General features: G+C 54.7%; 20 protein-coding genes. 12 read left to right on the forward strand and 8 right to left on the reverse strand.

Features of this window, described 5'->3' with window-relative positions:
- Positions 1-387 precede the first annotated feature (387 nt).
- A complete protein-coding gene (glgP, locus tag KIH86_RS00375) occupies positions 388-2004 on the reverse strand; it encodes an alpha-glucan family phosphorylase (protein WP_223082958.1) in 1617 nt (538 codons plus the stop codon).
- Between the two features lie 354 nt (positions 2005-2358).
- On the opposite strand from glgP, the gene rbsK reads away from it, so the two are divergent.
- Entirely contained in the window at positions 2359-3282 is a 924-nt protein-coding gene (gene rbsK, locus KIH86_RS00380; RefSeq protein ID WP_223082957.1) for a ribokinase, read from the forward strand.
- Positions 3283-3288: 6 nt separating this feature from the next.
- Here the strand turns inward: rbsK and KIH86_RS00385 are convergent, their stop codons facing one another.
- Positions 3289-4203: a LysR family transcriptional regulator gene (locus KIH86_RS00385; RefSeq protein WP_223082956.1), complete on the reverse strand. Its 915-nt coding sequence runs from the start codon at positions 4201-4203 to the stop codon at positions 3289-3291.
- Between the two features lie 143 nt (positions 4204-4346).
- On the opposite strand from KIH86_RS00385, the gene KIH86_RS00390 reads away from it, so the two are divergent.
- Both KIH86_RS00390 and aroD read left to right on the forward strand, forming a co-directional pair.
- Positions 4347-4502, forward strand: a complete 156-nt coding sequence (locus tag KIH86_RS00390) for a hypothetical protein (RefSeq protein WP_223082955.1) — start codon at positions 4347-4349, stop codon at positions 4500-4502.
- 5 nt (positions 4503-4507) lie between these two features.
- Positions 4508-5272 (forward strand): type I 3-dehydroquinate dehydratase, encoded by a 765-nt coding sequence (gene aroD, locus KIH86_RS00395; protein ID WP_223082954.1) that lies wholly within the window; start codon positions 4508-4510, stop codon positions 5270-5272.
- 244 nt (positions 5273-5516) lie between these two features.
- On the opposite strand, the gene KIH86_RS00400 is transcribed toward aroD, so the two are convergent.
- The gene (locus KIH86_RS00400) at positions 5517-5921 is read right to left on the reverse strand and encodes a carboxymuconolactone decarboxylase family protein (RefSeq protein WP_223082953.1); all 405 of its coding nucleotides are present in this window, start codon (positions 5919-5921) and stop codon (positions 5517-5519) included.
- A 129-nt stretch (positions 5922-6050) separates the two neighbouring features.
- Here KIH86_RS00400 and KIH86_RS00405 point away from each other — a divergent pair, with 129 nt between their 5' ends.
- Positions 6051-6413, forward strand: coding sequence for a MerR family transcriptional regulator (locus tag KIH86_RS00405; protein ID WP_223082967.1), 363 nt, complete (start codon positions 6051-6053; stop codon positions 6411-6413).
- Between the two features lie 227 nt (positions 6414-6640).
- Here KIH86_RS00405 and KIH86_RS00410 read toward each other — a convergent pair whose 3' ends face one another.
- Together KIH86_RS00410 and KIH86_RS00415 are read right to left on the reverse strand one after the other, a co-directional pair.
- On the reverse strand, positions 6641-7396 hold the full coding sequence (locus KIH86_RS00410) for a MerR family transcriptional regulator (protein ID WP_235775203.1): 756 nt from the start codon (positions 7394-7396) through the stop codon (positions 6641-6643).
- A 141-nt stretch (positions 7397-7537) separates the two neighbouring features.
- Positions 7538-8350: a 3'-5' exonuclease gene (locus tag KIH86_RS00415; RefSeq protein WP_223082951.1), complete on the reverse strand. Its 813-nt coding sequence runs from the start codon at positions 8348-8350 to the stop codon at positions 7538-7540.
- A gap of 207 nt (positions 8351-8557) precedes the next feature.
- On the opposite strand from KIH86_RS00415, the gene KIH86_RS00420 reads away from it, so the two are divergent.
- From KIH86_RS00420 to KIH86_RS00435, 4 genes are all read left to right on the forward strand, one after another.
- Positions 8558-9058, forward strand: coding sequence for a CYTH domain-containing protein (locus KIH86_RS00420; protein WP_223082950.1), 501 nt, complete (start codon positions 8558-8560; stop codon positions 9056-9058).
- Between the two features lie 118 nt (positions 9059-9176).
- Positions 9177-10568, forward strand: coding sequence for a threonine synthase (gene thrC, locus KIH86_RS00425; protein WP_223082949.1), 1392 nt, complete (start codon positions 9177-9179; stop codon positions 10566-10568).
- 37 nt (positions 10569-10605) lie between these two features.
- Positions 10606-11595, forward strand: coding sequence for a Gfo/Idh/MocA family protein (locus tag KIH86_RS00430; protein ID WP_223082948.1), 990 nt, complete (start codon positions 10606-10608; stop codon positions 11593-11595).
- A 19-nt stretch (positions 11596-11614) separates the two neighbouring features.
- Positions 11615-12487, forward strand: a complete 873-nt coding sequence (locus KIH86_RS00435) for a radical SAM/SPASM domain-containing protein (protein ID WP_223082947.1) — start codon at positions 11615-11617, stop codon at positions 12485-12487.
- 136 nt (positions 12488-12623) lie between these two features.
- On the opposite strand, the gene KIH86_RS00440 is transcribed toward KIH86_RS00435, so the two are convergent.
- Positions 12624-13550, reverse strand: a complete 927-nt coding sequence (locus KIH86_RS00440; protein WP_223082946.1) for an AraC family transcriptional regulator — start codon at positions 13548-13550, stop codon at positions 12624-12626.
- 235 nt (positions 13551-13785) lie between these two features.
- Between KIH86_RS00440 and yicI the strand changes: the two genes are divergently transcribed.
- Both yicI and KIH86_RS00450 read left to right on the forward strand, forming a co-directional pair.
- Positions 13786-16104 (forward strand): alpha-xylosidase, encoded by a 2319-nt coding sequence (yicI, locus tag KIH86_RS00445; protein ID WP_223082945.1) that lies wholly within the window; start codon positions 13786-13788, stop codon positions 16102-16104.
- Positions 16105-16251: 147 nt separating this feature from the next.
- Positions 16252-17415 (forward strand): SGNH/GDSL hydrolase family protein, encoded by a 1164-nt coding sequence (locus KIH86_RS00450; protein ID WP_235775204.1) that lies wholly within the window; start codon positions 16252-16254, stop codon positions 17413-17415.
- 6 nt (positions 17416-17421) lie between these two features.
- On the opposite strand, the gene KIH86_RS00455 is transcribed toward KIH86_RS00450, so the two are convergent.
- Together KIH86_RS00455 and KIH86_RS00460 are read right to left on the reverse strand one after the other, a co-directional pair.
- On the reverse strand, positions 17422-19065 hold the full coding sequence (locus KIH86_RS00455; protein WP_223082944.1) for a response regulator transcription factor: 1644 nt from the start codon (positions 19063-19065) through the stop codon (positions 17422-17424).
- Positions 19062-20876, reverse strand: a complete 1815-nt coding sequence (locus KIH86_RS00460; RefSeq protein WP_223082943.1) for a cache domain-containing sensor histidine kinase — start codon at positions 20874-20876, stop codon at positions 19062-19064. The genes KIH86_RS00455 and KIH86_RS00460 overlap by 4 nt, the downstream gene beginning before the upstream one ends.
- A 133-nt stretch (positions 20877-21009) precedes the next feature.
- Between KIH86_RS00460 and KIH86_RS00465 the strand changes: the two genes are divergently transcribed.
- A complete protein-coding gene (locus KIH86_RS00465; protein ID WP_223082942.1) occupies positions 21010-21891 on the forward strand; it encodes a carbohydrate ABC transporter permease in 882 nt (293 codons plus the stop codon).
- A complete protein-coding gene (locus KIH86_RS00470; RefSeq protein WP_223082941.1) occupies positions 21891-22724 on the forward strand; it encodes a carbohydrate ABC transporter permease in 834 nt (277 codons plus the stop codon). Before KIH86_RS00465 ends, KIH86_RS00470 begins: the two co-directional genes overlap by 1 nt.
- Positions 22725-22778: the final 54 nt, after the last annotated feature.

Raw genomic sequence — 22778 nt, forward strand, 5'->3', positions numbered from 1 at the left:
TTTATTTAGTTAGCACTTAAGGCTCAACCTAGCTGATATTATCAATTATTTAATTTTTCATAACACAGAAAGATTTCAACCTGAGTCATTCTCCTTTTGGCTATTTTTGGTGAGTTTGTGATTTGGGTAGAGGATACCTTGATGCAAGAGAATGTGCAGCACTGACTTCAGCAGATTTCTTATGAAACCTACTTCAGGAACGGCGTCAATGGGAGTCCCGACTGCTTGAAGGAACGAAACGGCTCCGGTTTCGACGAGAGCCTCAGTAATATTTAGCTATGCTTGAACAACGCGTTTGTTCGTTAAATGGATAGACGTAGAAAAAAAGCGGCCGGAAATCCGGCACGCTTTGGGTTTAGTAGGGTATGAATTAAGGTCTAAAAGGCTTCAGCCCTTGATGTACATCAGGTCGTAGTATTCTTCCAGCATCCGTTTGGTGGCGAATTCCGTGCGGGTCGTCTCAATGCTCTTGCGCATCATCTCTACCCACTTGCTCCGATTATCGTAGTAGACGGGAAGAACGCGATTCAGCAGGGTGTCGTACAAGGCATCACTGTCATGGCGGTCCAGCTCCTCGAAGTCCTTCGTTTGGAAGCCGTCCCCAATCTGCCAGCCGTTCTCGCCGTCAATGCACGCTTCCGGCCACCAGCCGTCCAGAATGGAGCAGTTGAGAACGCCGTTCATGGCTGCTTTCATGCCGGAGGTGCCGCTGGCTTCCAGCGGTCTGCGCGGGTTGTTCAGCCAGATGTCCGATCCCCGGGTCAGCTTCGCCCCGATCGTCATATCATAGTTCTCCAGGAAGACGACGCTCTTGGGATACTTTTTCATCATGGATACCAGGTTGGTGACGATTTTTTTGCCGGTATCGTCCAGAGGATGGGCTTTACCGGAGAAGACGATCTGGATCTTGCCGTCCTCCAGGTAAGGCTCGATAAGGTCCGGACGCGAAAAAATCAAATCGCTGCGCTTATAAGGCGCCGCCCGACGGGAGAAACCGATCAGCAGGTTGTCCGGATTCAAGCTTATGCTAGTACGCTTCTCAATAAAGGACAGGAGCTCCTGCTTGATCTCCATATGAGTGGCCCATAGATCGCCGTTCTGTTCATAAGCGGCTGTGATGCGCTCGTCCACCCACGTAGGCGTATGAATGGCGTTAGTAATGGCAATGATGGGCGATCTGCCGGCAACTTCCTTCCACATCAGGTTGGAAGTCTCTCCATGCAGCTTGGCCACGCCGTTGGAAATACGGGCAAGCCGCAGGCCGGCAACCGTCATATTGAACGGGCTTCCGCCTATCCGCTCCATCTGGTCACGGGTAAGGCCGTTGTAGGCTCCCATGTATTCCAGACGGCCCAGCGGATGCTCCTCGTTCCCTTCTTTGATCGGGGTATGAGTGGTGAAGACGACCTCTTCCCGGGTAGCCTTCCAGGCTTCCTCGAAGCTGCTGCCTCCGCACATCTTCTCGCGGATCAGCTCCGTTGCCGCAAGCGCCGCATGGCCTTCGTTGAAATGATACACATCGATCTCAATGCCGAGGGCGCGCATCGCTCTGACGCCGCCAATGCCGAGCACGATTTCCTGGGCGATACGCTCCTCGCCGAACCAGCCATAAAGCTGTCCCGTGATCCACGCATCTCCGTTCTCTGGAATATCGGTGTCAAGCAGATAAAGCGGGTTGTTGCCGAACTGGTCACATTTCCAGACTTTACAGATTACATTGGTCTCACGCACTTTGACGGTAACGCTTACACCCGTATCTTCCAGAAAATCGTAAACGTAGTTGTAGTAAGAGTCGTAAGGCCTGCCGTCGTCTCCAATCTTCTGATCCGTGTAACCTTGCTTCCATTTCAGGCCAATCGGGACGATCGGCGCGTCAATGTCCTTGGCCCCTTTAATGTAATCTCCCGCCAGAATACCAAGTCCTCCGGCATACATCTTAAAATCGGAATCCAGACCATACTCCATACTGAAATACGCTACTGTCGGCAGTTTCTTGTCGCTCACAAACAGGCCTCCTAAGTTATGAAATGGTTTGCACAGAAAAAACTAAGTTTCGAAGCTATTTTAGCACATTTTTAGAGGAAAAACATAGAAAAAAAGTCGTTGTTAACGCTTGCTGATATAGTGTATAGAAACGTTTGCACAGTATTAGACTCTTTTTTTCTAATTGCTGGGATTTTCAAGTGTGATATGCAGTCTAAAAACCGGCCGATGCAGTCCATTTCGGATAGTGGCGCTTCAGGCCGCTTTCGGCCTATAATATGCCCTATAATATAAAGATCATTCCGAATATGTGTGGAGTGTGGGCCATCAGCCTAAGACGGACAGCGGAAGTCAAGAACAGAAACGAGGGTGACTATGGGCATTCTGGTAATCGGCAGCTTGAATATGGATATGGTGGTACGGACAGACCGGGCTCCGCAGGCGGGGGAGACGCTGATGGGCAGGAGCTTTACGCTCAGCCCTGGCGGGAAAGGCGCCAATCAGGCGGTTGCGGCGGCAAGGCTGGGCGGTGACGTTACGATGGCGGGCACAGTGGGAGACGATGCTTTTGGCCGCGAGCTTCGCGGCATTATGGAACAGGAAGGCATACATACGCAATATTTGCGGACAAGCACAAGCCTGCCTACAGGAGTTGCTTCAATCGTTGTAGAGGAGAGCGGGGAGAATCGTATTCTCATTGTTCCAGGAGCCAATTTGGAGCTGTCCGCTGGAGATCTGGAGGGGATGGAAGAGCTTATCACGGTCGCAGATCTGGTCGTGCTTCAGTTGGAGAGCGATTATAACATGACGGTGAAAGCTGCGGTCTTGGCTCATAAGCATGGCGTGCCGGTCATTTTGAATCCCGCTCCGGCTCAAGAGATCGGTCAAGAGATTCTGCCTTATATAACGTACCTGACGCCAAATGAAACCGAGGTTGCCCTGATGGCGGGCGTGCCGGTACAGAACCCGGAAGAGGCCGAGAAGGCCGCCCGGATTCTGCTTGGCAGGGGAGCCCGTCACGTTATCGTAACGCTGGGCTCCAAGGGTGCCCTAGTTGTGACCGAAGAGGGAGCTGAGATTATTGCAGGCTACCCGGCCAAGGTGGTGGATACGGTGGCGGCCGGGGATTCTTTTAATGGAGCGCTTGCGGTACAGCTGGCGAAGGGGGTCACCCTGCGCGAAGCGGTAGGGTTCGCGAACGCTGTAGGGGCTCTGACCGTAGGCAGGGAGGGTGCGATTCCCTCTCTGCCTGACCGCGAGGAGACCGAGCGGTTTCTACGGGAACGAGCCAAAGTCTGATAAGGCTTAAACCTGCATAAACGCCTCCGGCTCCGGGATGCTTCCAAATTTCGCGACGGCGAAATCCCGTAGCTGAGTGGCAGCCGGAGAGAGATACCGGTTCTTGACCTGGGCCATACAGATATACCGGCGGTAGATCGGATGGGTGATGGGCAAGGTCTTGACCTTGTAGTGATCCAGCATGGCGCTGCGGGGGAGGATCGTGATGCCGCAGCCTGCCGAGACGAGTCCGGCCGCCGCGTTCTCCTCCTCGATTTCACAGGCGATTCTCGGTTTGATGCGGGCCTTGTCGCACAGAGTGTCAATCACCTGGCGCATACCGTTCCGGGAGCTGAACGAGATATAGGGATAAGCTTCAGTTTCCTTGAGGTTAACGCTGTCGTATGCAGCCAGCGGGTGTTCGAGCGGTGTGACAAGCACCAGCTCTTGTTCCAGCAGCGGAATGAACTCGATCTCCGGATCACGTTCCTCATTGGTGCAGAATACGAGATCGAACCGGTCCTCCTTCAAACCCTGGAGCAGGCGCTTGGCATTTCCTTCGTGAAAGGAGAGCGCAATTTTCCGGTTAGCCTCCTCTGCGGAGAAGGTCTGGACAAGCTGAGGGATAAATTGGCTTCCGAGCGCATAGGTAAAGGCCAGATCAATTCTTCCGCCACAAGGGTCAGCGAGCTCGCGCATCATTTTCTCACCCTTATCCAGTTCCTCCAAAGCACGGTTCACATATTCGAGGAACAGCTTTCCGTATTTGGTCAGACGGATATTGCGTCCCTGCTTCTCGAAGAGGGTGGTTCCCAGCTCCCGTTCCAATTCGGATACGGCATGGCTAAGGCTGGGTTGAGTGATGGATAACCGGGCTGCGGCCTGGGTAATATGTTCCAATTCGGCGATTACGCGGAAGTATTGAAGATGCTTCAAATTCAACGTGGTGCCCTCCTTGCTGAAGGATAATCATGAAATGAAAGAGGAATGAATTTAAGCATACCATTTTCAACCAGCATAATATGTGAAAAATTTCACTTACTAATCGTCAGTAGAATTTCACTTGCGTCCGGGCAACAGTCAGGATGAACCGGATTCCGGGCAATGGTCTGGAACCATGCCCCGGCAGCAGTCCGGATGACCCCTGTCTCGTCAATGGTCTGAAGAACTCTGCGCTGGCGCTTCCGGGCAATATGCGTTACCGTAGAGGGAGAAGCACCGAAAGAACGTTCAAGGAGTGAAGGGAATGGCCGGCACGGTTACTGTGAAGGATGTTGTCATAGGAGAAGGAATGCCCAAAATATGCATCCCGTTGGTTGGGGCGACGGCCAAAGAATTGATACGGGAAGCGGAGGCGCTGCTGACGCTGGGAGCGGATGTGGCGGAGTGGAGAACTGACTTCTTTGCAGAGGTCGAAAATCTGGAAGCCGTTCTGTCGGCGCTTGCCGGCATACGGAGAGCGGTTCCCGATATTCCGCTGATTTTCACGTTCCGAAGCGCCCGGGAGGGCGGCGAACGGGAGATTTCTGACGAGTATTACGCCGAGCTGAACCGGACTGCCGCAGAGAGCGGCATGACCGATCTGATTGATGTGGAGCTCTTCGCCGGAGACGATATTGTGACGCCTTTGATTGAATGGGCCCATGAACGCGGTGTCCGCGTCGTGGTATCCAATCATGATTTTCACAAGACGCCGCCGAAAGAGGTGATTGTTGCACGACTCCGGAAAATGCAGGAGCTGGGCGGCGATCTGCCGAAAATCGCGGTAATGCCGCTCCATGCCGGAGATGTGCTGACCCTGCTCGATGCGACGCGCATCATGCATGAACAGTTCGCGGACCGGCCGATTATTACCATGTCGATGGCCGGCAAGGGGATCATCAGCCGACTGGCCGGCGAATTGTTCGGCTCCGCGCTGACCTTCGGTTCAGCGAAGGCAGCGTCCGCGCCGGGACAACTGCCGGCTGCCGAGCTCCGGGATCTGCTGGAGCTGATGCACCGGAATTTGTAATAGAGGATCGGAATGAACAAGATCGAGATGAAAAAAGATAGGGAAGCAAGGATTCCCGGTCAGTAAGGAATTTGCCGAAGGCTGAGCCGCTGCATTGCGGGTCAGCCTTTAGCCTTTATTGGTTATGTCTTGGTAGCTCAAGTCCTCGACTGTTCGGGCCTCGATTGCTCATATCTCGCCTACTCTGTTCCTCGCCTGCTCATACCTTGACTGCACACGCCCTGGTCGCTCAGTTCTCGAACGCTCACTCCTGAGCGGCTACTTCTGACACGATCACCCCGCGCTCTTGAAAGACGGTCTTGGCGGTCAATATAGCGTTCAGTACCCGTGGAAAGCCCGTATAGGGCACGCAATGCATAATCCCTTCGACAATTTCGTGAGGGGTTAAACCGACATTCAGCGCGGCATTCAGATGCACGGTGAGCTGTGGCTCACAGCCTCCCTGTGTCAGCAGGGACGCAAGGGTAATCAACTGGCGGGATTTCAAATCCAGACCTCCGCGTGAGTAGATGTCGCCAAAGGCGAACTCCACGACATAGCTTCCGAGATCGGGGGCGATCTCCTTCAGCGATTCGATAACCCGCTGTCCGCCTTCCCCGTCGATTTCCATCAGCTTCTCCCAGCCCTGTTCATAACGTTGTCTGCTCATAAATGTTTCCTCCCTTATAACAGCTTGCGCTGTGTCTCGGAAATCAGCTTACTGCTTAGAGCGCGCTCTAAAGCAACCCCCTCTTTGTGATAAAATAAGGGAATGAACAAGATATTGAATATTCGGGAGATGTCGGAGCTCACGGGACTTACCGCCCATACCCTGAGATATTACGAGAAGGCCGGACTGCTTGCCCCGGTCTCCAGGGATGCCCAGGGCTACCGCAGCTATACGGAGCGCGATGTGGAATGGGTGCGGTTTCTGAGGCTGCTGCGGGACATGGATATGCCGATTCAGGAGATGAAGCGGTATTCCGATTTGCGCAGCGAGGGAGATTCGACTGTAACAAAGCGGCGGCTGATGCTGGAGGCTCATCAGGAGAGAGTGAGACGGCAGCTGGAGAGATTGAAGGAGGATATGGAGAAGGTAGAGGATAAAATCCGGCTGTACAGACAAATGGAGGAGAGGGCGAGAGCGGGTCACGCGGAGTAAACCGCTCAGAAGTGAGGACCAGCATGAGGACCAGCAGGAATGAGGATCGGCAAAAACGATGAGCATGCTGAGCGTCCTGCGGCGGCCCTGAGCGGGCTGGCCGAAGAAGAGAACGCAGATCGCATTCCGGGGGAGAGATCATATGCCGCCGAAAAAAAGAGGCGCAGGGACTATCCCCTGCGTCTCTGCCTTTGTTAATCCGGCATCCATGTGCGCTACTGTGCTACTTACTTAGTCTGACCGGCCGTATAGATCAGCACGGCATCGCGGAGGAACCGGGCGATTCCCGGTCCACGCTTGTCGTAGTAGGCCGTGAAGCGCTCATCGTCCACATACATTGTGGCGACTCCGGCATGGGCCTCCGGCGAGTACTGACCCCAGTGGGCGGTCAGCCACTGGCGGTGCAGCCCTGCGGCCCGCTGCGCGGCCGGTCCGGCGGGATCGCTCTCCGCCATGCCTTCGGCCAGGGCCGCGAACATATCCTCCTCGACCTTCTGCAGGGTCTCGAACTCTTCCTTGGTCAACTTGGCGAACGCCGCGTTCGACCGGTCGGCGGCTTCGTCGCCATATTTGGCGCGGACCTCCTCGCCGTATTTCTGCTCGTTCTCCTTGATTCTATCCTGCTTGAACCCTTCAAATTTCTCGCTGTCGCTCATCGATATCCTTCCTTCCCGCTCGGCAAGCGTCATCTCCACACTGCGGATCAGACGGTCGAGCTGCGTTCTTCTCTCCAACAGCCGGCTGTGGTGATCCCGCAGCGCGGATGCGGCGTCGAACGAGGGAGAAGTGACGATAGCTTTGATGTCCTCCAGCCCGAGCCCGAGCTCCCGGTAGAACAAAATCTGCTGCAGCAGATCCACCTCGGCCGGGCCGTAAATCCGGTAGCCGGAGGAGCTCAGCCTCGCCGGCTTCAATATGCCGAATTCATCGTAATATCGCAGCGTGCGCGCGCTGATTCCCGCCAGTCTGGCGAGCTTTTGCACTGTGTATTCCGTGACGGGCACCTCCCTCGCACAACCAATGTACACCTTTACGCAGCGTAAAGGTCAACATATGGCGGGGACTTTTTTTCAAATACAGGGATGGATAGCTGCGCGGTTTGTCATGAGCGTTCTTTATGCGGTCTATTCGTTTCGAACAGGCTGGTTGGTACGGAGCGGCCTCTCCGTATGGACGGCAGGAACGGGAGTCTTGGCCATTTCCGTGACGAAATACTGCTCCAGCTCTTCTGCTTTGCGGGGATCGTCCAGCGGGATTTTGCCGTCAAAATAATGCTCCCTGACGAGATCCCAGGTCGGTGTTATTTTCTGGCCCCGCATCGCCTTGATCGCGATTTTGACCGTCTTGCGTTCCCGCGCGTTGGAGAAGGTGTCCTGATAGTATTTCACCTGGTCCAGATCAAGCTCTTCGAATACCGCACGGAAGATTTCGGCCGTCATACGGGCGTCGCCAAGCGCACGGTGGGCGGAACCCGCGGGTTCAAGCTCCAACAGCTGCAGGGCTCCTTCCACGCTGACGTCGTTTTTTAGACCTTTTGCCCGGAGAAGGCCCTTCAACAGATCGTAATAAGGCGTAGTCATCCAGTAGGTATCGTCCAGCTTATGCATGCGCGTATCCTGAATAATCCGCTTCATGTCCTCTCCGCCCCAGGTCAGCAGCAGCACGCCGTCCCCGCTCTGGTCCAGCCAGCGCCGGAATGCGGATATCACTTTGGGGAAGCGGGGAGCAATATCGATTTCTTCCTGGGGAATGCCCGTCTTCTTCTTAATAAAAGAGTTTAAGGTGGAGAAATAGACCGGCTTGATCAGCGAGGTGTATTCGTCAACCTGACGAAGAGAGGCATCCAGGCGCACGGCGCCGATTTCGATAACCTCCATGGGATGCTCGCTTGCGAACTTGCGGCCGTTAAATTCAATATCCAGAATGATATAATCCACAAAAGTTGCCTCCGTATATGTTGGACTGGCGCACAGGGGCGCCGTTTTCTCTATTTTAACAAACTTTAGCCGTGATTGACTTCCTATCCCTGTCATTTTACAATTTATTAGCCTGGCGAACCCCGCTTCTATTAGGATATAATACCCGTTTAGGCGGGCAAACACGTATTGATTTCGACATATTCACTTAAAAAGGAGAGACCGCAGATGGCAATGGAGATTGAACGCAAATTTCTGCTTCCGGAGTTCCCGCAGCGGCTCGTAGATGAAGGACTTCTTCGCATCCTGAGCCGTCAGCGCATCGAACAGACCTACCTGGCGATTGACGGGCCGCAGGAGCTGCGGGTACGCAAGCTCGCGGACCTGAATTCGGGAGACGTACATTATACGCATACCTTCAAGAATGGGCTTGGCGTCAGCCGTGAGGAAGTGGAGTATGAAATTTCGCAGGGACTCTACAAGCAGATGATAGATGCGGTCCATGCGGTGCCGCTGATCAAGGAGCGGATTACCGCCGATATGAACGGTGTGACTGTGGAAATCGATATCTACGCGCAGTTGAAGCTGACTGTCATCGAGGTGGAATTCCAGTCGTTGGAGGAATGCCAGGCTTTTCAGGCTCCCGATTGGTTCGGCGAGGATGTCAGCGTGGAGAAGAAATACAGCAACAAGACCGTCTGGAAAGAGCTGCAGAAGCAGGATCTGTAGAATAGCGATGAAAAAGCTCGAACCGGTGCAAAAACCGTGCGGAAATCACCGGACTTTAGCGCATAAACGTGCTAATATAGATGGTAAATGCGAAAGCGCGATATTCAGGGGGTAGAGCATGCAATATATCAGTACAAGAGGCAAGGTTGAACCGAAAGGTTTTATCGATACGGTCCTGATGGGACTGGCGGACGACGGGGGACTCATGATTCCGGACGTCATTCCGTCCGTATCTTCGGCGACGCTGGAGGAATGGCGGAACTTGAGCTTTCAGGAGCTGTTCCTGAAGATTTTCTCCTATTATACCAACGGGGAGATTCCGGACGGGGATCTCAAGGAAATGGTGGAGCGGAGCTACAGCACATTCCGCCATCCCGAGGTGACGCCGCTCAAGGAGATCAGCGACTCGCTGTATATTCTGGAGCTGTTCCACGGCCCGACATTTGCGTTCAAGGATGTGGCGCTGCAGTTCATGGGCGAACTGTATTCCTATATTTCGAGAGTCCGCGGCGAGATCATTCATATTCTCGGTGCTACCTCAGGCGATACGGGAGCGGCGGCAATCGCCGGCGTGCGCGGCAAGGAAGGCATCAAAATCTGCATTCTGCATCCCCATAACAAGGTCAGCAAGGTGCAGGAGCTGCAGATGACGACGGTTGACGACGCCAACGTGCTGAATCTGTCGGTTCAAGGAAATTTTGACGACTGCCAGAAGGTGATCAAGGAGCTGTTCGCCGATCTGGAGTTCAAGAGCAAATACCATCTGCGGGCGATCAATTCGATCAATTTTGTGCGGATTCTGGCCCAGACGGTTTATTATTTCTATGCCGTACTGAAGCTGCCGCAAGCGGTGCAGGGCAAGACGGTTAACATCAGCGTGCCTTCCGGCAACTTCGGCAACATCTTCTCGGGCTATCTGGCGAAGAAAATGGGTCTGCCGATCGGCAAGCTGATTATCGCCACGAACGAGAACAACATTCTGGAGCGCTTCGTCAAGACGGGAGAGTACAAGCCCGGAGGTTTCAAGAGCACGCACAGCCCTTCGATGGACATTCAGGTCGCCAGCAACTTCGAGCGCTATCTGTATTATCTGACGGGCGAGGATTCAACTGCTGTGAACAGCTACATGTCCAAGCTGGCAAGCGAGGGAGCCATTAATGTGGACGGGCAGCTGCTGGAGCAGGTTCAGTCCGATTTCTCCGCGCTTGGCGTCAAGAATGACGAATGCCTGAACATCATCGGCAAATACCAGTCCGAGGCCGGCTACCTGCTTGATCCGCATACCGCCTGCGGCGTTGCCGCTTATGAAGCTCATAACGGTTCGGGTGAGGTCTGCATCACGTTCGCAACCGCCCATCCGGCCAAGTTCGACGAAGCCATTTCCCTGCTGAAGATCGCGCAGGAATTCCCGCCGCAGATCGCCGGCCTCGCTGCGCTGCCGCAGCATATGACCGTAGTAGAGCACGACAAGGCGGAAATCACCCGTCAGCTGGAAGAGTTCTACATATAAGTCTAATCAGGCTTTGGATAAGGGGAGAGATCACTGCATGACGATTCGTTTTGGCGTAATCGGAACCAACTGGATTACCGACCGTTTTCTGGAGTCGGGATTGGAGAATGAAGATTTTCTGCTGACTGCCGTGTATTCCCGCACCGAAGAGAAAGGCAGGTCATTCGCCGCCAAATATGCCGGCGCCACCGTCTATACGGATCTGCAGCGAATGGCACAAAGCGACGAGATTGATGCCGTCTATATCGCGAGCCCGAATTCCCTGCATGCCGAGCAGGCGATTTGCCTTATGACCCACGGCAAGCATGTGCTGTGCGAGAAGCCGGCAGCTTCCAACGGCGCCGAGATGAAGCGCATGATCGAGACGGCGCGCCGCCATGACGTGCTGTTTATGGAAGCGATGAAATCGACGCTTGTGCCGAATTTCCGGGTCATCCGGGAGAACCTGTACAAGCTCGGCCGGATTCGCCGCTATTTTGCGGGATACTGTCAGTACTCCTCTCGGTATGACGCCTTTCTGCAAGGAAAGGTGATGAACGCCTTCAAGCCTGAGTTCTCGAACGGCGCTCTGATGGATCTCGGTATTTATTGTCTGTATCCCATGGTCACCCTGTTCGGCAAGCCGGATACGGTCAAGGCTACGGGAGTGATGCTGTCCTCCGGCGTAGACGGCGAGGGCAGCGTGATTATGCGGTATGACGATATGGACGCCGTTGTCCTGTATTCGAAGATCACCGAGTCGTACCTTCCCGCCGAAATTCAGGGGGAGAACGGAACGATGGTGATCGATAAGATCAATCATCCGTATGAGGTGAAGATTCGCTACCGGGACGGCATCGTCGAAGAGATTACCGTTCCCCAGGTCTTTGAGTCCATGTATTATGAAGCACAGGAGTTTATCAGTCTGCTGAAATCGGGCGAACGGGAGAGCGCCGTCAATTCCCATGCCAACTCGCTGGCGACAGCGGAGATTATGGAAGAGGCGCGCAAACAAATCGGACTGAAATACGCTTCGGATCAGTGGTAAAAGAAAGCGGGAGCGATGCTTGAAGACATTTAAGAAGGTATACATCGAGATTACAAGCGTCTGCAATCTGGCATGCAGCTTCTGCCCGCCGACGGAACGAGCGGCCAAGTTCATGGACAGGGACACGTTCGGCATGATTCTGGATCAGATCAAGCCGCATACTTCCCATGTCTATTTGCATGTGAAGGGCGAGCCTCTGCTTCATCCGAGAATCCACGAGCTGCTGGACACCGCCGATGCGAAAGGCTTCAAGGTCAACATTACGACCAATGGAACGCTGATCCGCAAGGCGGGTCCCAAGATTCAAGGCAAGCCGGCGCTGCGGCAGATGAATTTCTCACTGCACAGCTTCGACGGCCACGAAGGCTCGGAGGATCGCGAAGGTTACCTGCGGCAGATCATCGAGTTCGCCAAGGAGGCCGCCTTGCAGGGCGTCTATATTTCCTTCCGGCTGTGGAATCTGACACCGGATAATCTGACGAACCTGCAGCGGAGCCGGAACCGGGCGACGCTGTCCGTGCTGGAAGAAGCGTTCGGCCTGGACTACCGGATCGAAGAGAAGATCATGCCCGGAAGCAGCATTAAGATCGCCGAGCGCATCTTTCTTCATCAGGACCACGAGTTTCAGTGGCCCAGCATGAGCGCGCCGGAAGACGACGGCACAGGCTTCTGCCATGCGCTGCGAACCCAGGCCGCCGTGCTGGTAGATGGAACGGTGGTGCCCTGCTGTCTGGACGGAGAGGGCGTCATCAACCTCGGCAATGTTCATGAGACCCCGTTCTCCGAAATCGTGAAGGGCGAGCGGGCGAACAACCTCGTATGCGGCTTCTCCCGGCGGGAGGCGGTCGAGGACCTGTGCCGCCGGTGCGGATACCGCAAACGGTTCGGCTAGGGTAATCAATGCGGTTACGCCTGTCAACTCAACGATTTCCAACTTTGTATGGATGCTTCCGCATCCGCGATTCGGCAAGCGGCGGCTTACATTCCAAGCCCGCCGCTTCTTGGCGTTGACTGCCGTAATCCCGGTTTCACATATCCGCAGACATGGCTGCCGGCTGCCGGGACTCCGGCTCACGCCCCTTGCGGAATTCCGATGGCGTACATTTCATCGTTTTGCGGAATACTTTAATAAAATAGCTCACATTATCGAATCCTACATCGAGTGCGATGTCGGATATTTTGCGTTCCGTCTGCCGGAGCAAATCCGCAGCTTGACGCACCCGGTAGGAGTTGATGTAATCGACCGGCGTCTTGCGGGTCATCGACTTGAAGAACCGGCAGAACTGGCCTTCGCTCATCGGAATGAGCTCCGCCAGCTCCTGAATGCGGATTGGTTCGCGGTAATGCTCCTGGATGTGCTGGATGACTTTTTTCAGCCGGGTGACCTTGGTGGTGTCGGCGTCGTCCGACTGGCTCCGGTTGGAGGGGCGCTCCTCGACCGCAAGATAAGAGAGCATCATTAGCAGCGAAGCCTTCATGAACACTTCGCAGCCTGGCCTCTGTTCCGCATAGGCTTCCATCATGCCGTCCAGAAGCACAAGCATCTCCCGCTGCCAGGGAGAACCGGGTGAGAGCACGCGCGGGAAGGTCTGGCGTCTCTCAAGGAGCGGGACGATCACCTTTTGTTGAATCGCATCGTATTGGGCGCTCTGCAGAAGATCAGGGTGGAAGACAAGCGCGCAGAACCGGCACGGTTCATGATTCAGTGAATAGGCCGAATGAATATCGCCCGGATCGATGAAGACGGCTTCGCCGGCCCGAAGGGGAAAGGAGTCCGTATCAACCTGAAACTGGATCTCACCCTCCAGCAGCAGAAAGAACTCGGCTTCAACATGCCAGTGGGTGTCCAGCACCTGCTCTCCGCCCGGCAGCTCAATCCAGTAGGCGGCCAGCGGAAACAGATTGTCTCCGTGAACGCGATCCTCCTTCAGAAGCCGCTGCGCCGTTTTGTCCATAATTCTCCTCCTTGCCAATTTTATTGAGTTGATCATCAAAATAGTGCTATAAAATAGCTGTATTATATTAGTTTTACGCTTTCATAATCAGTATAATGCAATTGTAAGCAAAAGCAAACCTTCAACGGGACCTCCGGTATACAGATAATCGTCTGCGTGATAAGCCTATACTCGAAAATGATTGCACTGGATGACGGCGGCCCGATATTACCAACCGAAAGGTGGACATTCTCTCATGAAATTTACAGACGGCAACTGGCTGGTCCGCGAGGGCTATACTCTGGATACAGCGGTACAGGCCTATGCAGTGGACAAGACTGGCAACGGGCTGACAGCTTACGCTTCGACAACCCCGCTTCGGGGCCGCGGAGATATGATCAATACTACGCTTTTGACAATGAAATTCCATTCCCCGCTTCCGGGTGTGATCGGCGTGAAGCTCGTTCATTTCGACGGCGTGCTGGAACGCGGTCCCGTATTCGAGCTTAACGAGGGCAACGGCGACCATGTGACGATTGAAGAGACTGACGAGAAGACCGTAATGACCAGCGGCAGCCTCAGCGTTGTCATTAACAAGGGCGCGCAGTGGTCCGTTGATTTCTACCGCGGCGAAGAGCGCATTACAGGCAGCGGATATAAATCGATGGCACATGTTAACGGTCCGGACGGAAGCACCTATATGCGCGAAGAGCTGGACCTCGGCGTGGGCGAATGGGTCTACGGCCTGGGCGAGCGCTTCACTGCTTTTGTCAAGAACGGTCAAGTGGTCGATATCTGGAACAAGGATGGCGGCACCAGCTCGGAGCAGGCGTACAAGAACATCCCGTTCTATCTGACAAGCAACGGCTACGGCGTATTCGTGAATCATCCGGAGCTGGTCTCGTACGAAATCGCCTCGGAAAAAGTGAAGAAAGCGCAGTTCAGCGTCGCCGGCGAAAGCCTGCAGTATTATGTCATCGACGGTCCGACGCCGAAGGATGTAATCTCCAAATATACATCGCTGACCGGCAAGCCCGCGCTGCCGCCTGCGTGGACGTTCGGCCTGTGGCTGACGACGTCGTTCACCACCAACTATGACGAAGCGACGGTAAGCTCGTTCGTGGATGGCATGGCGGAACGCGATCTGCCGCTGCATGTATTCCACTTCGACTGCTTCTGGATGCGCGAGTTCCAGTGGACCGACTTCATGTGGGATGAGCGGGTATTCCCGGACCCGGCAGGCATGCTGAAGCGCCTGAAAGAGAAAGGCCTGAAGATTTGCGTCTGGATCAACTCCTACATCGGCCAGCGCTCCCGCCTGTTCGAGGAAGGCAAGAAGAACGGTTATCTGGTGAAGAAGCCGAACGGCGACGTCTGGCAGTGGAACCTGTGGCAGCCGGGAATGGCTCTTGTCGACTTCACCAACCCGGACGCTTGTGAATGGTATGCAGGTTACCTGCGTCAACTGGTCGATATGGGCGTGGACAGCTTCAAGACCGACTTCGGCGAGCGCATTCCGACCGATGTCGTGTACTTCGACGGCTCCGATCCGCTGAAAATGCACAACTACTATACGCATCTCTATAACAAGGTGGTATTCGGCGTTCTGGAAGAGAAGCTCGGCAAGGACGAAGCGGCCGTATTCGCCCGTTCCGCTACCGCCGGCGGCCAGCAGTTCCCGGTTCACTGGGGCGGCGACTGCTACGCCGACTATGAATCGATGGCCGAATCGCTTCGCGGCGGCCTGTCCCTCGGTCTGTCGGGCTTCGGCTTCTGGAGCCATGACATCGGCGGCTTCGAGAACACGGCTCCGGTTCACGTATTCAAGCGCTGGCTGGCCTTCGGCCTGCTCTCCAGCCACAGCCGCCTGCACGGCAGCAGCTCGTACCGCGTGCCGTGGGCGTATGATGATGAAGCAGTGGATGTAACCCGCTTCTTCACGAAGCTGAAATGCAGCCTCATGCCTTACCTGTACGATGTAGCCGGTCAGGCTCACGAGAATGGCTGGGCATCGATGCGTGCCATGATTATGGAATTCCCGGATGATCCCGCAGCCGAATTGCTGGACCGCCAGTATATGCTCGGCGAATCGCTGTTGGTTGCGCCGGTCTTCCAGGAGAGCGGCGAAGTGAAGTACTACCTGCCTAAAGGTCGCTGGACGCATCTGCTGACGGGGGAAACCGTGGACGGCGGAGCTTGGCGCAAGGAAACCTACGACTTCAAGAGCCTGCCGCTGTTCGTTCGTCCGAACACGCTGCTGGCACGGGGAAGCGTCGACAACCGTCCGGATTACGACTTCGCAGACGGCGTGAAGTTTGGCCTGTACGCACTGGAGGACGGAGCTTCGACTTCCGCTACGGTTCGCGACATTAAAGGCGCACCTGAGCTGCGCGTAACGGCTTCGCGGGAAGGCAAGACGATCACGGTCAGCGCGGAAGGCAGCGGCAAGGCGTTCAGCCTGGAGCCGCATGATCTCGGAACGATCGCATCCGTGAAGGGCGCACAGCTTGCTGAAGGCGCCGTACAAGTGAACGCGGGATCTTCGTCCGTAACGTTCACTATCGAATTGAATTAACGGTTAGCGAGCGCCGCAAGGCAAGGATACGCCTGCTAACAGGCAGCCAAGAGGAACCGGATCATACTCCGGTTCCTCTTTGGAATGCAATCCGCAGTGACTGCCCTTGATTTATCGATACTCTATAATTTGGAAGGATGAAAGATCATGACGCATATTGAACAGCCTGCGAATATTCTGCGTCAGGGCTATGCCCCGGCGACCGTTCTTTCCAGCGCGGCGAATTATATAATGAATCGGGAAGCGGCCTTTACCCGAACGTTCCGGACGTATGTCCGTGTCAGAGAGACGGGGCCGCTGCATTTGAAATTTTGGCATGGCAACAGCGTGGATTCCACCTGGGATCAGGGCAAGGAATCCGTAGGCGGAGAACCCGGCGGAGAGTGGAGAATTGAAGCGGCTTATGTGGCGGACGGCGGCACCAATCCCGATGGGGGAGTTGCGGAGAACTCGCAGATGCCCATTACTTTTAACGGCGTTCCGGTAAAAAACGTGGCTCCCGGCGAAAAGTTCTGGAGCGATGAGGTGGATCTGGAGCTGCCAGAGGGTCATTTTCTGGCATTCACCTGGACGATCACGGCAACGAAGCCCGGCAAGTCTGTTCCCTATAACGTGGAGCAGAATCTGGCTTCCGCGTATGAAGCGCCAGGCAACCGGGCGGCGGATAGCGGAGCGGCTTCGTTCAAGCCGACCGATAATCTTCAGATGCTGCCGAGCTTTATCGGATACCGGAAGAAGGTATCCCGAAATCTGGTGTTCTTTGGCGATTCGATCACGCAGGGTGTCCGGACGGCGAGAGACCGCTATGAGTTCTGGGCGGCGCGGATCGCGGAGGGGCTGGGGCCGGATTATGGAGTCTGGAATCTTGGCTCAGGCTGGGCGAGATCCTATGACGCTTCGGCGGGGAAGGGCTGGCTGGACAAAGCGGCGGAAGGCGATGAGATTGTCATTGTCCTCGGTGTCAATGATCTCGATATCGGCTGCCGGACGGCGGATGAACTGCTGGGTGATCTGAAGAGCGTCATCGACGGAATCAAGCGGCGTCAGCCGGGAGCGCGAATTATCCTCGGAACGGTTCCTCCATTCAACTTCACAGGGGAACGCGAAGCCTACTATCGGGAGGTTAACCGGATCATCAGGGAGACGCCGCCCGAAGGGGCGGACCGAATCTTCGATATCGCCGCCGTACTGGCAATGCCGGCGCCGGAAGAGAACCGGATTCGCCCCGGGTACATGAGCGGTAAGGATGATCCTCATCCGAACGGTCTGGCGGGCGCAGCTGTCGCTCAAGCCTTCCTCGATTGGTATTAATTAAAGTCATACCTCCAGACTTGACCGGTATTCCTTCGGGGTGATGCCTTCCCGTTTTTTGAATACTTTGCTGAAATATTTGACATCGTGGAACCCGACCATCTCCGAGATTTGCGACAGTGTGAGATGGGGGTTCTGCATCAGCAGCTTGGATTTATCAATCCGGTAGTTCCCGATATAGTCGGTGAAATTGATGCCGAATTCCTGCTTGAACCGGCGGGAGACGTATTCACGGCTGACGAAGAATTTCCCGGCAACCTCCTGCAAAGACAAGTCCGTCTGATAGTTCTGCTCCAGATACTTCACAATATCTCCCATGACACCGCTCTCAGCCGCTCCCTTGGCGGCGAGCTTCTCCGCAAGATTCTGCATCAGACTGAATGACCAATCCCGCCAAGCATACATCGAGAACGAATAACCGATAACGGGAGGCGAAGGCGCAGCCTTGTCTGCCTGCTCCAGGGAAGCCAGCGCCTCTTCCGACTGATCTCCCAGCGTCTCCCGGACGATACGGGTACGAAAATGCAAAATATCCGTCTTCCAGACATTCAGCATTTCGGGCGTCACGCCGCCGCTGCGGCTCAGCAGATCGACCCAGTGTCCGGCAGCCTGCGACATCAGCTCGGACCGGCCGCTCTTGACGGCGACATCCCATTCTTCCTCGACATCGGCGAATGAGGTCGCGGTGTAGGAGCCGTTCCTGGATGGCAGGGGCGCCACAGCTGCTCCGGGAGCAAAATGGCAGTACTGCTCGGTATGCAGCAGATTTCGCCGCTGAAGGGCGGAGGCAGCCTCCGTCAGCTGTGATTTTAAATCCATGGGAAGGTTGCCCGGGCGGCTTATGCCGAAATGCATCCTGCACTGCAGCGTCTGGAACAGCCCGGCGTTGATATTTTCCACCAATTCGGGAACGTCAGCCTGCTCATCCCACAGCATAATTACGATTTCCCAGGGCGTCCCCCAGTAGCGAAAGGCGATGCCGGTTCTCCCCGTCTGCAGGAAATCATTGCAAATATTCAAGACGGCGTACAGCAGCAGCTCGCGGTCTTTGCCGAACCGCTTCAGCAGCGAATGATTCTCCGGGTCCGTCTGCAGAACGAGCAGGCGCGAAGCCTGTACGCGATCAGGAATGATGCCTTCCCGACGAAGCCGGCGCAGGGAGGCTTCCGCGTTGGCGGAATCGTCGATAAGCGCCGACAGAAGCCGCTCACCGTATACCGGCTTGATTTCATTCAGAGCGATGTTCTGCTGGCGCAGCGTGCTTCGCTCCTCCTCTTCCTCTTTCCAGGCGGCCACCGCCTTGGCTACAGCCGTGTTAATCGCTTCCGGCTCAATGGGCTTCAGGATATAATCGATGCCGCCATGGCGGACGGCGTTGCGGACGAAGTCAAAGTCGTCATGTCCGCTTACTACGATGAATTTGGTGCTCCCTGCATGTTCGCTGACCCAGGCCATCAACTCCAGCCCGCTGCCGAAATCCATCATCATGTCCATGATGACCAGCATGGGTCTGTGGCTGCGAATCAGCTCGATAGCCTCGCTGCCGCTGCCCGCCTCCATAATTTCGGTAATTCCATGCGATCCCCAGTCCACGAGCAGCCTTACTGCCTTCCTTACTCTGGACTCGTCATCCACTATCAACGCTATCATTCCTGTTCACTCTCCGTGCTGATTTCAATTTCAAGCCGCACCATTACCCCTTCGGAGCTGCTGCTTACCGTTAACGAGGCGCTGTCGCCGCATACCAGTCTTAATCTGGCGAGAACATTGGCGAGACCGATGCCGGAGCCCGGTGCATCCAACCGTTGGGGAGCTGCGGCGCGATCCTGCATGCTCTCCGTGGGAGACTCCAGTTCCTGTCTCAGCCTTTCCAATCGTTCGGGCGGGATGGGCTTGCCATTATTCCAGATCGTAATTGCCATGCGGCCCATGCCGATTCTCGCGGCGTTCAATTCAATGATCCCGCCGGACATCGAACGGTTGAATCCGTGCTTGAAGTAATTCTCCACTATGGGCTGGAGGATCATTTTGGGCATGGCCGCTTCCGCAATATCCTCCTCCATATGGTAACGAAAAGTGAAATTGTTTTCAAAGCGCTCTCTCTGAAGCTCCAGATATGCCTTGACATGCTCGAATTCGTCCCTGACGGTTACGATTTTCTCATCATTGTACATGCTGTAGCGCATCATTTTGGCCAGAGCCGAGAGCAGGGCGTAGATCTGCGGGACCTTCAGTTCGAGCGCCAGCGTCCCGATGATCTGCAGCGTGTTGTTCAGGAAATGGGGGTTAATCTGGGCCTGGAGCGCCCGCAGCTCATTGGTTCTGTTGGACAGCTCCAGCCGGTATTCCCGCAAAATCAAGTTGTTGATCGTATCCATCATGCTGCGAAAGCGTTCGGTTACAAAGCCGATTTCATCTTTGCCGCCCGGCCGGATGTCAATGTTGAGATTGCCGGTCTGCACCTGATTCATATACCGCGCCAGCTGCTTGATCGGGGCCGTGATCCGGAAGGAGATCAGAATGATGACACTGGTGATCAGGATCAGCAGCAATCCCAGCAGCATCATATTGATAAATACCGCTTCATTCGCTTCACGGAACAGGTAGGATACCGGAATCTGCTTGACCAGTGTCCAGTTCAGGCCCGGGCTGTTGATCCGCTGGTAAATAAATACGGCGTTGTCCTGCTCGAAAAAGCCTTGCTCTGCGTCCTTTCCCGCGATCTGTTTGCTGTACCACTCCGCATCAAGCTTGGTTCCGAACGACTCTGTCTGGTTGGCATACACAATTTGTCCGGTATCGTCGATCAGGTAAATGCGTTCTTTCTCGCGGTCGTAGAGCTGTTCTACGATTTCCGTCAGGGCAGACAGCTTCACATCGATGGACAAATAGCCAAGGGGCCTCGTCGACGGTATCTGCTCAATTCTGCGGTGAATGGTGAACACCGCCTCATTTCGGAATTCGGGGAACGGAGCGGATAGTCCATAGATATGGCTCATATGGGTGCTCTGCACGGCAAAAGGCTCCGTTCCCTTGATCCGTGAGGCCGGATAAGGAGAGGCGTCCTGCCAGCGCTTTGGCGTTGCCTGCGTAACCAGGGTCGCTTTTTGGTCTTTAACCCCGTACAGGTACACCTGGGTGATATCCGGCATGGAGGTAGAGATGTAGTTAAGGAAGGCGTAGATACGGATATCTGCAGCCATATCGTCATACCCGGCCTCCATCAGCCGATAGAACTCCGAGTCGGAATAGACAAGCAGGGAGCTGCGGTTCAGTTCCCCGATCAGGCTGTCGATGTTGCGGTAGCCTTGGAAGAGCAGATTTTTGTTCTCATCCACGGCCCGTGTTCTCAGCGATTTGGTGGTATAGGAATAGCTGATGAACATGGTAGCTATGGTAAAAACGAGGGTGGGAAGCAGCAAAAAGACGATAAGCTTGGTGCGGATACTGTTCCATTTCATTGTGTAAGCTCACATCCGATCAATATTTTACCCCTGATAGATCACTTCCGTAGGTGTATAGGTAGGCGGACAAGTCAGATAATAATATTAGATCATAAACAAACCCGCGAGATAAAGGAAGGGGGAGCGTAGGATGCGAGGAAACAAATTAGGGCAGTTCGGTCAGCAGCTGTTTTTTGTCGGCCCTGCTGCTTTGTTTTTTGCATTAATCATGGTTGTGCCTTTTATCATGGGCATGTATTATTCGTTCACGGATTGGAACGGCGTATCCGGTCACGTCAGCTGGGTAGGCTTTGAAAATTTCAAGAGAATCTTCACCAATGATTCGGACTTCTGGTCTTCGTTCTGGTTCACAGTCCGGTTCACCGTGCTTGGCGTGCTTCTGACGAATGTGGTGGGATTCTTCCTGGCCTACTTCCTGACGAAGCCGCTTAAGAGCCGCAATATGCTCCGCACGATTTTCTTTATGCCGAATGTAATCGGCGGCCTGCTGCTTGGCTTCATCTGGCAGTTCATCTTTATCAAAGGCTTCGCGACAATCGGCGATCTGACCGGCTGGGGCTTCTTCAATCTTCCTTGGCTAGGTGATGCGACGACGGGCTTCTGGGCGATTGTTCTGGTATTCATCTGGCAGTCCTCCGGATATTTGATGGTCATTTATATCGCTTCGCTGTCCAATGTGTCCAAGGAAGTGCTGGAGGCTGCGGAAATCGACGGGGCTTCGCGGGGACAAGTTCTCCGGAACATCATCGTTCCGCTCATTATGCCAGCCGTGACGATCTGTCTGTTCCTGGCGATCTCCTGGTCGTTCAAAATGTTTGACCTCAACCTGTCGCTGACGAAGGGCGGACCGTTTAAGTCGACGGAATCCGTAGCGATGAACATTTACAACGAAGCGTTCCTGAACAACCGTTACGGGCTGGGAACGGCCAAAGCGCTGCTGTTCTTTGTTATCGTAGCGATAATCACCGTAATTCAGGTCCGTCTGACGAAAAGCAAGGAGGTTGAAGCGTAATGACCGAGAAGAAGAAAAGCCGCTGGAATTTCGGAACGGAAATTGTGATGATCCTTCTGGCGCTCTTGTTTTTATCTCCCTTTTACTTCCTGCTGGCGAATTCGGTGAAGTCGTTCGGGGAAATTTTGAGCGACGCGGCAAGCTGGCCGCAGCATTTCAACTGGTCCAACTATTCGAAGACTTGGGAATTGGCGAGATTCACCGAAGCGTTCCGCAATTCGTTCATCATTACCGTTATCAGCGTCGTGCTGATCGCGCTCTTTAGCGCCATGGCGGCGTACCGGATGGTTCGCGCCAACACCCGGTTTAACCGGATGCTGCTTCTGCTGTTCGTTGCCGCGATGGTTGTGCCGTTCCAGACGATCATGATTCCGATTCTGAAGGTTGTGAATGTGCTTGGCGTCAACAACAGCATTCCGGGTCTGTTAATCACCAACCTGGGCCTCAGCATTCCGATGGCGATCTTCCTCTTTCACGGGTTTATCAAAACGGTGCCGCTTGAGATCGAGGAGGCGGCAACCGTGGACGGCTGCAATCCGATAACGGTGTTCTTCCGGATTGTGCTGCCGCTCTTGAAGCCGATGCTGATGACCATTATTGTGCTGAACGCGCTCGGGATCTGGAATGACTACCTGCTTCCGTCCCTGATTCTTCAGGCGCCGAACCTGCGCACAATACCGCTTGCGACATTTTCTTTCTTCGGGCAATATACGAAACAGTGGGATTTGGCGCTGCCGGCGCTCGTACTCGGCATTGCTCCCATTATCGCGTTCTATCTGTTAATGCAGCGTTACATTGTGGAGGGAGTAGCGGCCGGCTCGGTTAAAGGGTGATCCACCGGGCCGCCGTTCCTATACAACATCCGATAAACTTAAATTCAAGGGGGA

It is taken from the genome of Paenibacillus sinensis, assembly GCF_019904155.1.
Classification (GTDB): domain Bacteria; phylum Bacillota; class Bacilli; order Paenibacillales; family Paenibacillaceae; genus Paenibacillus_AQ; species Paenibacillus_AQ sinensis.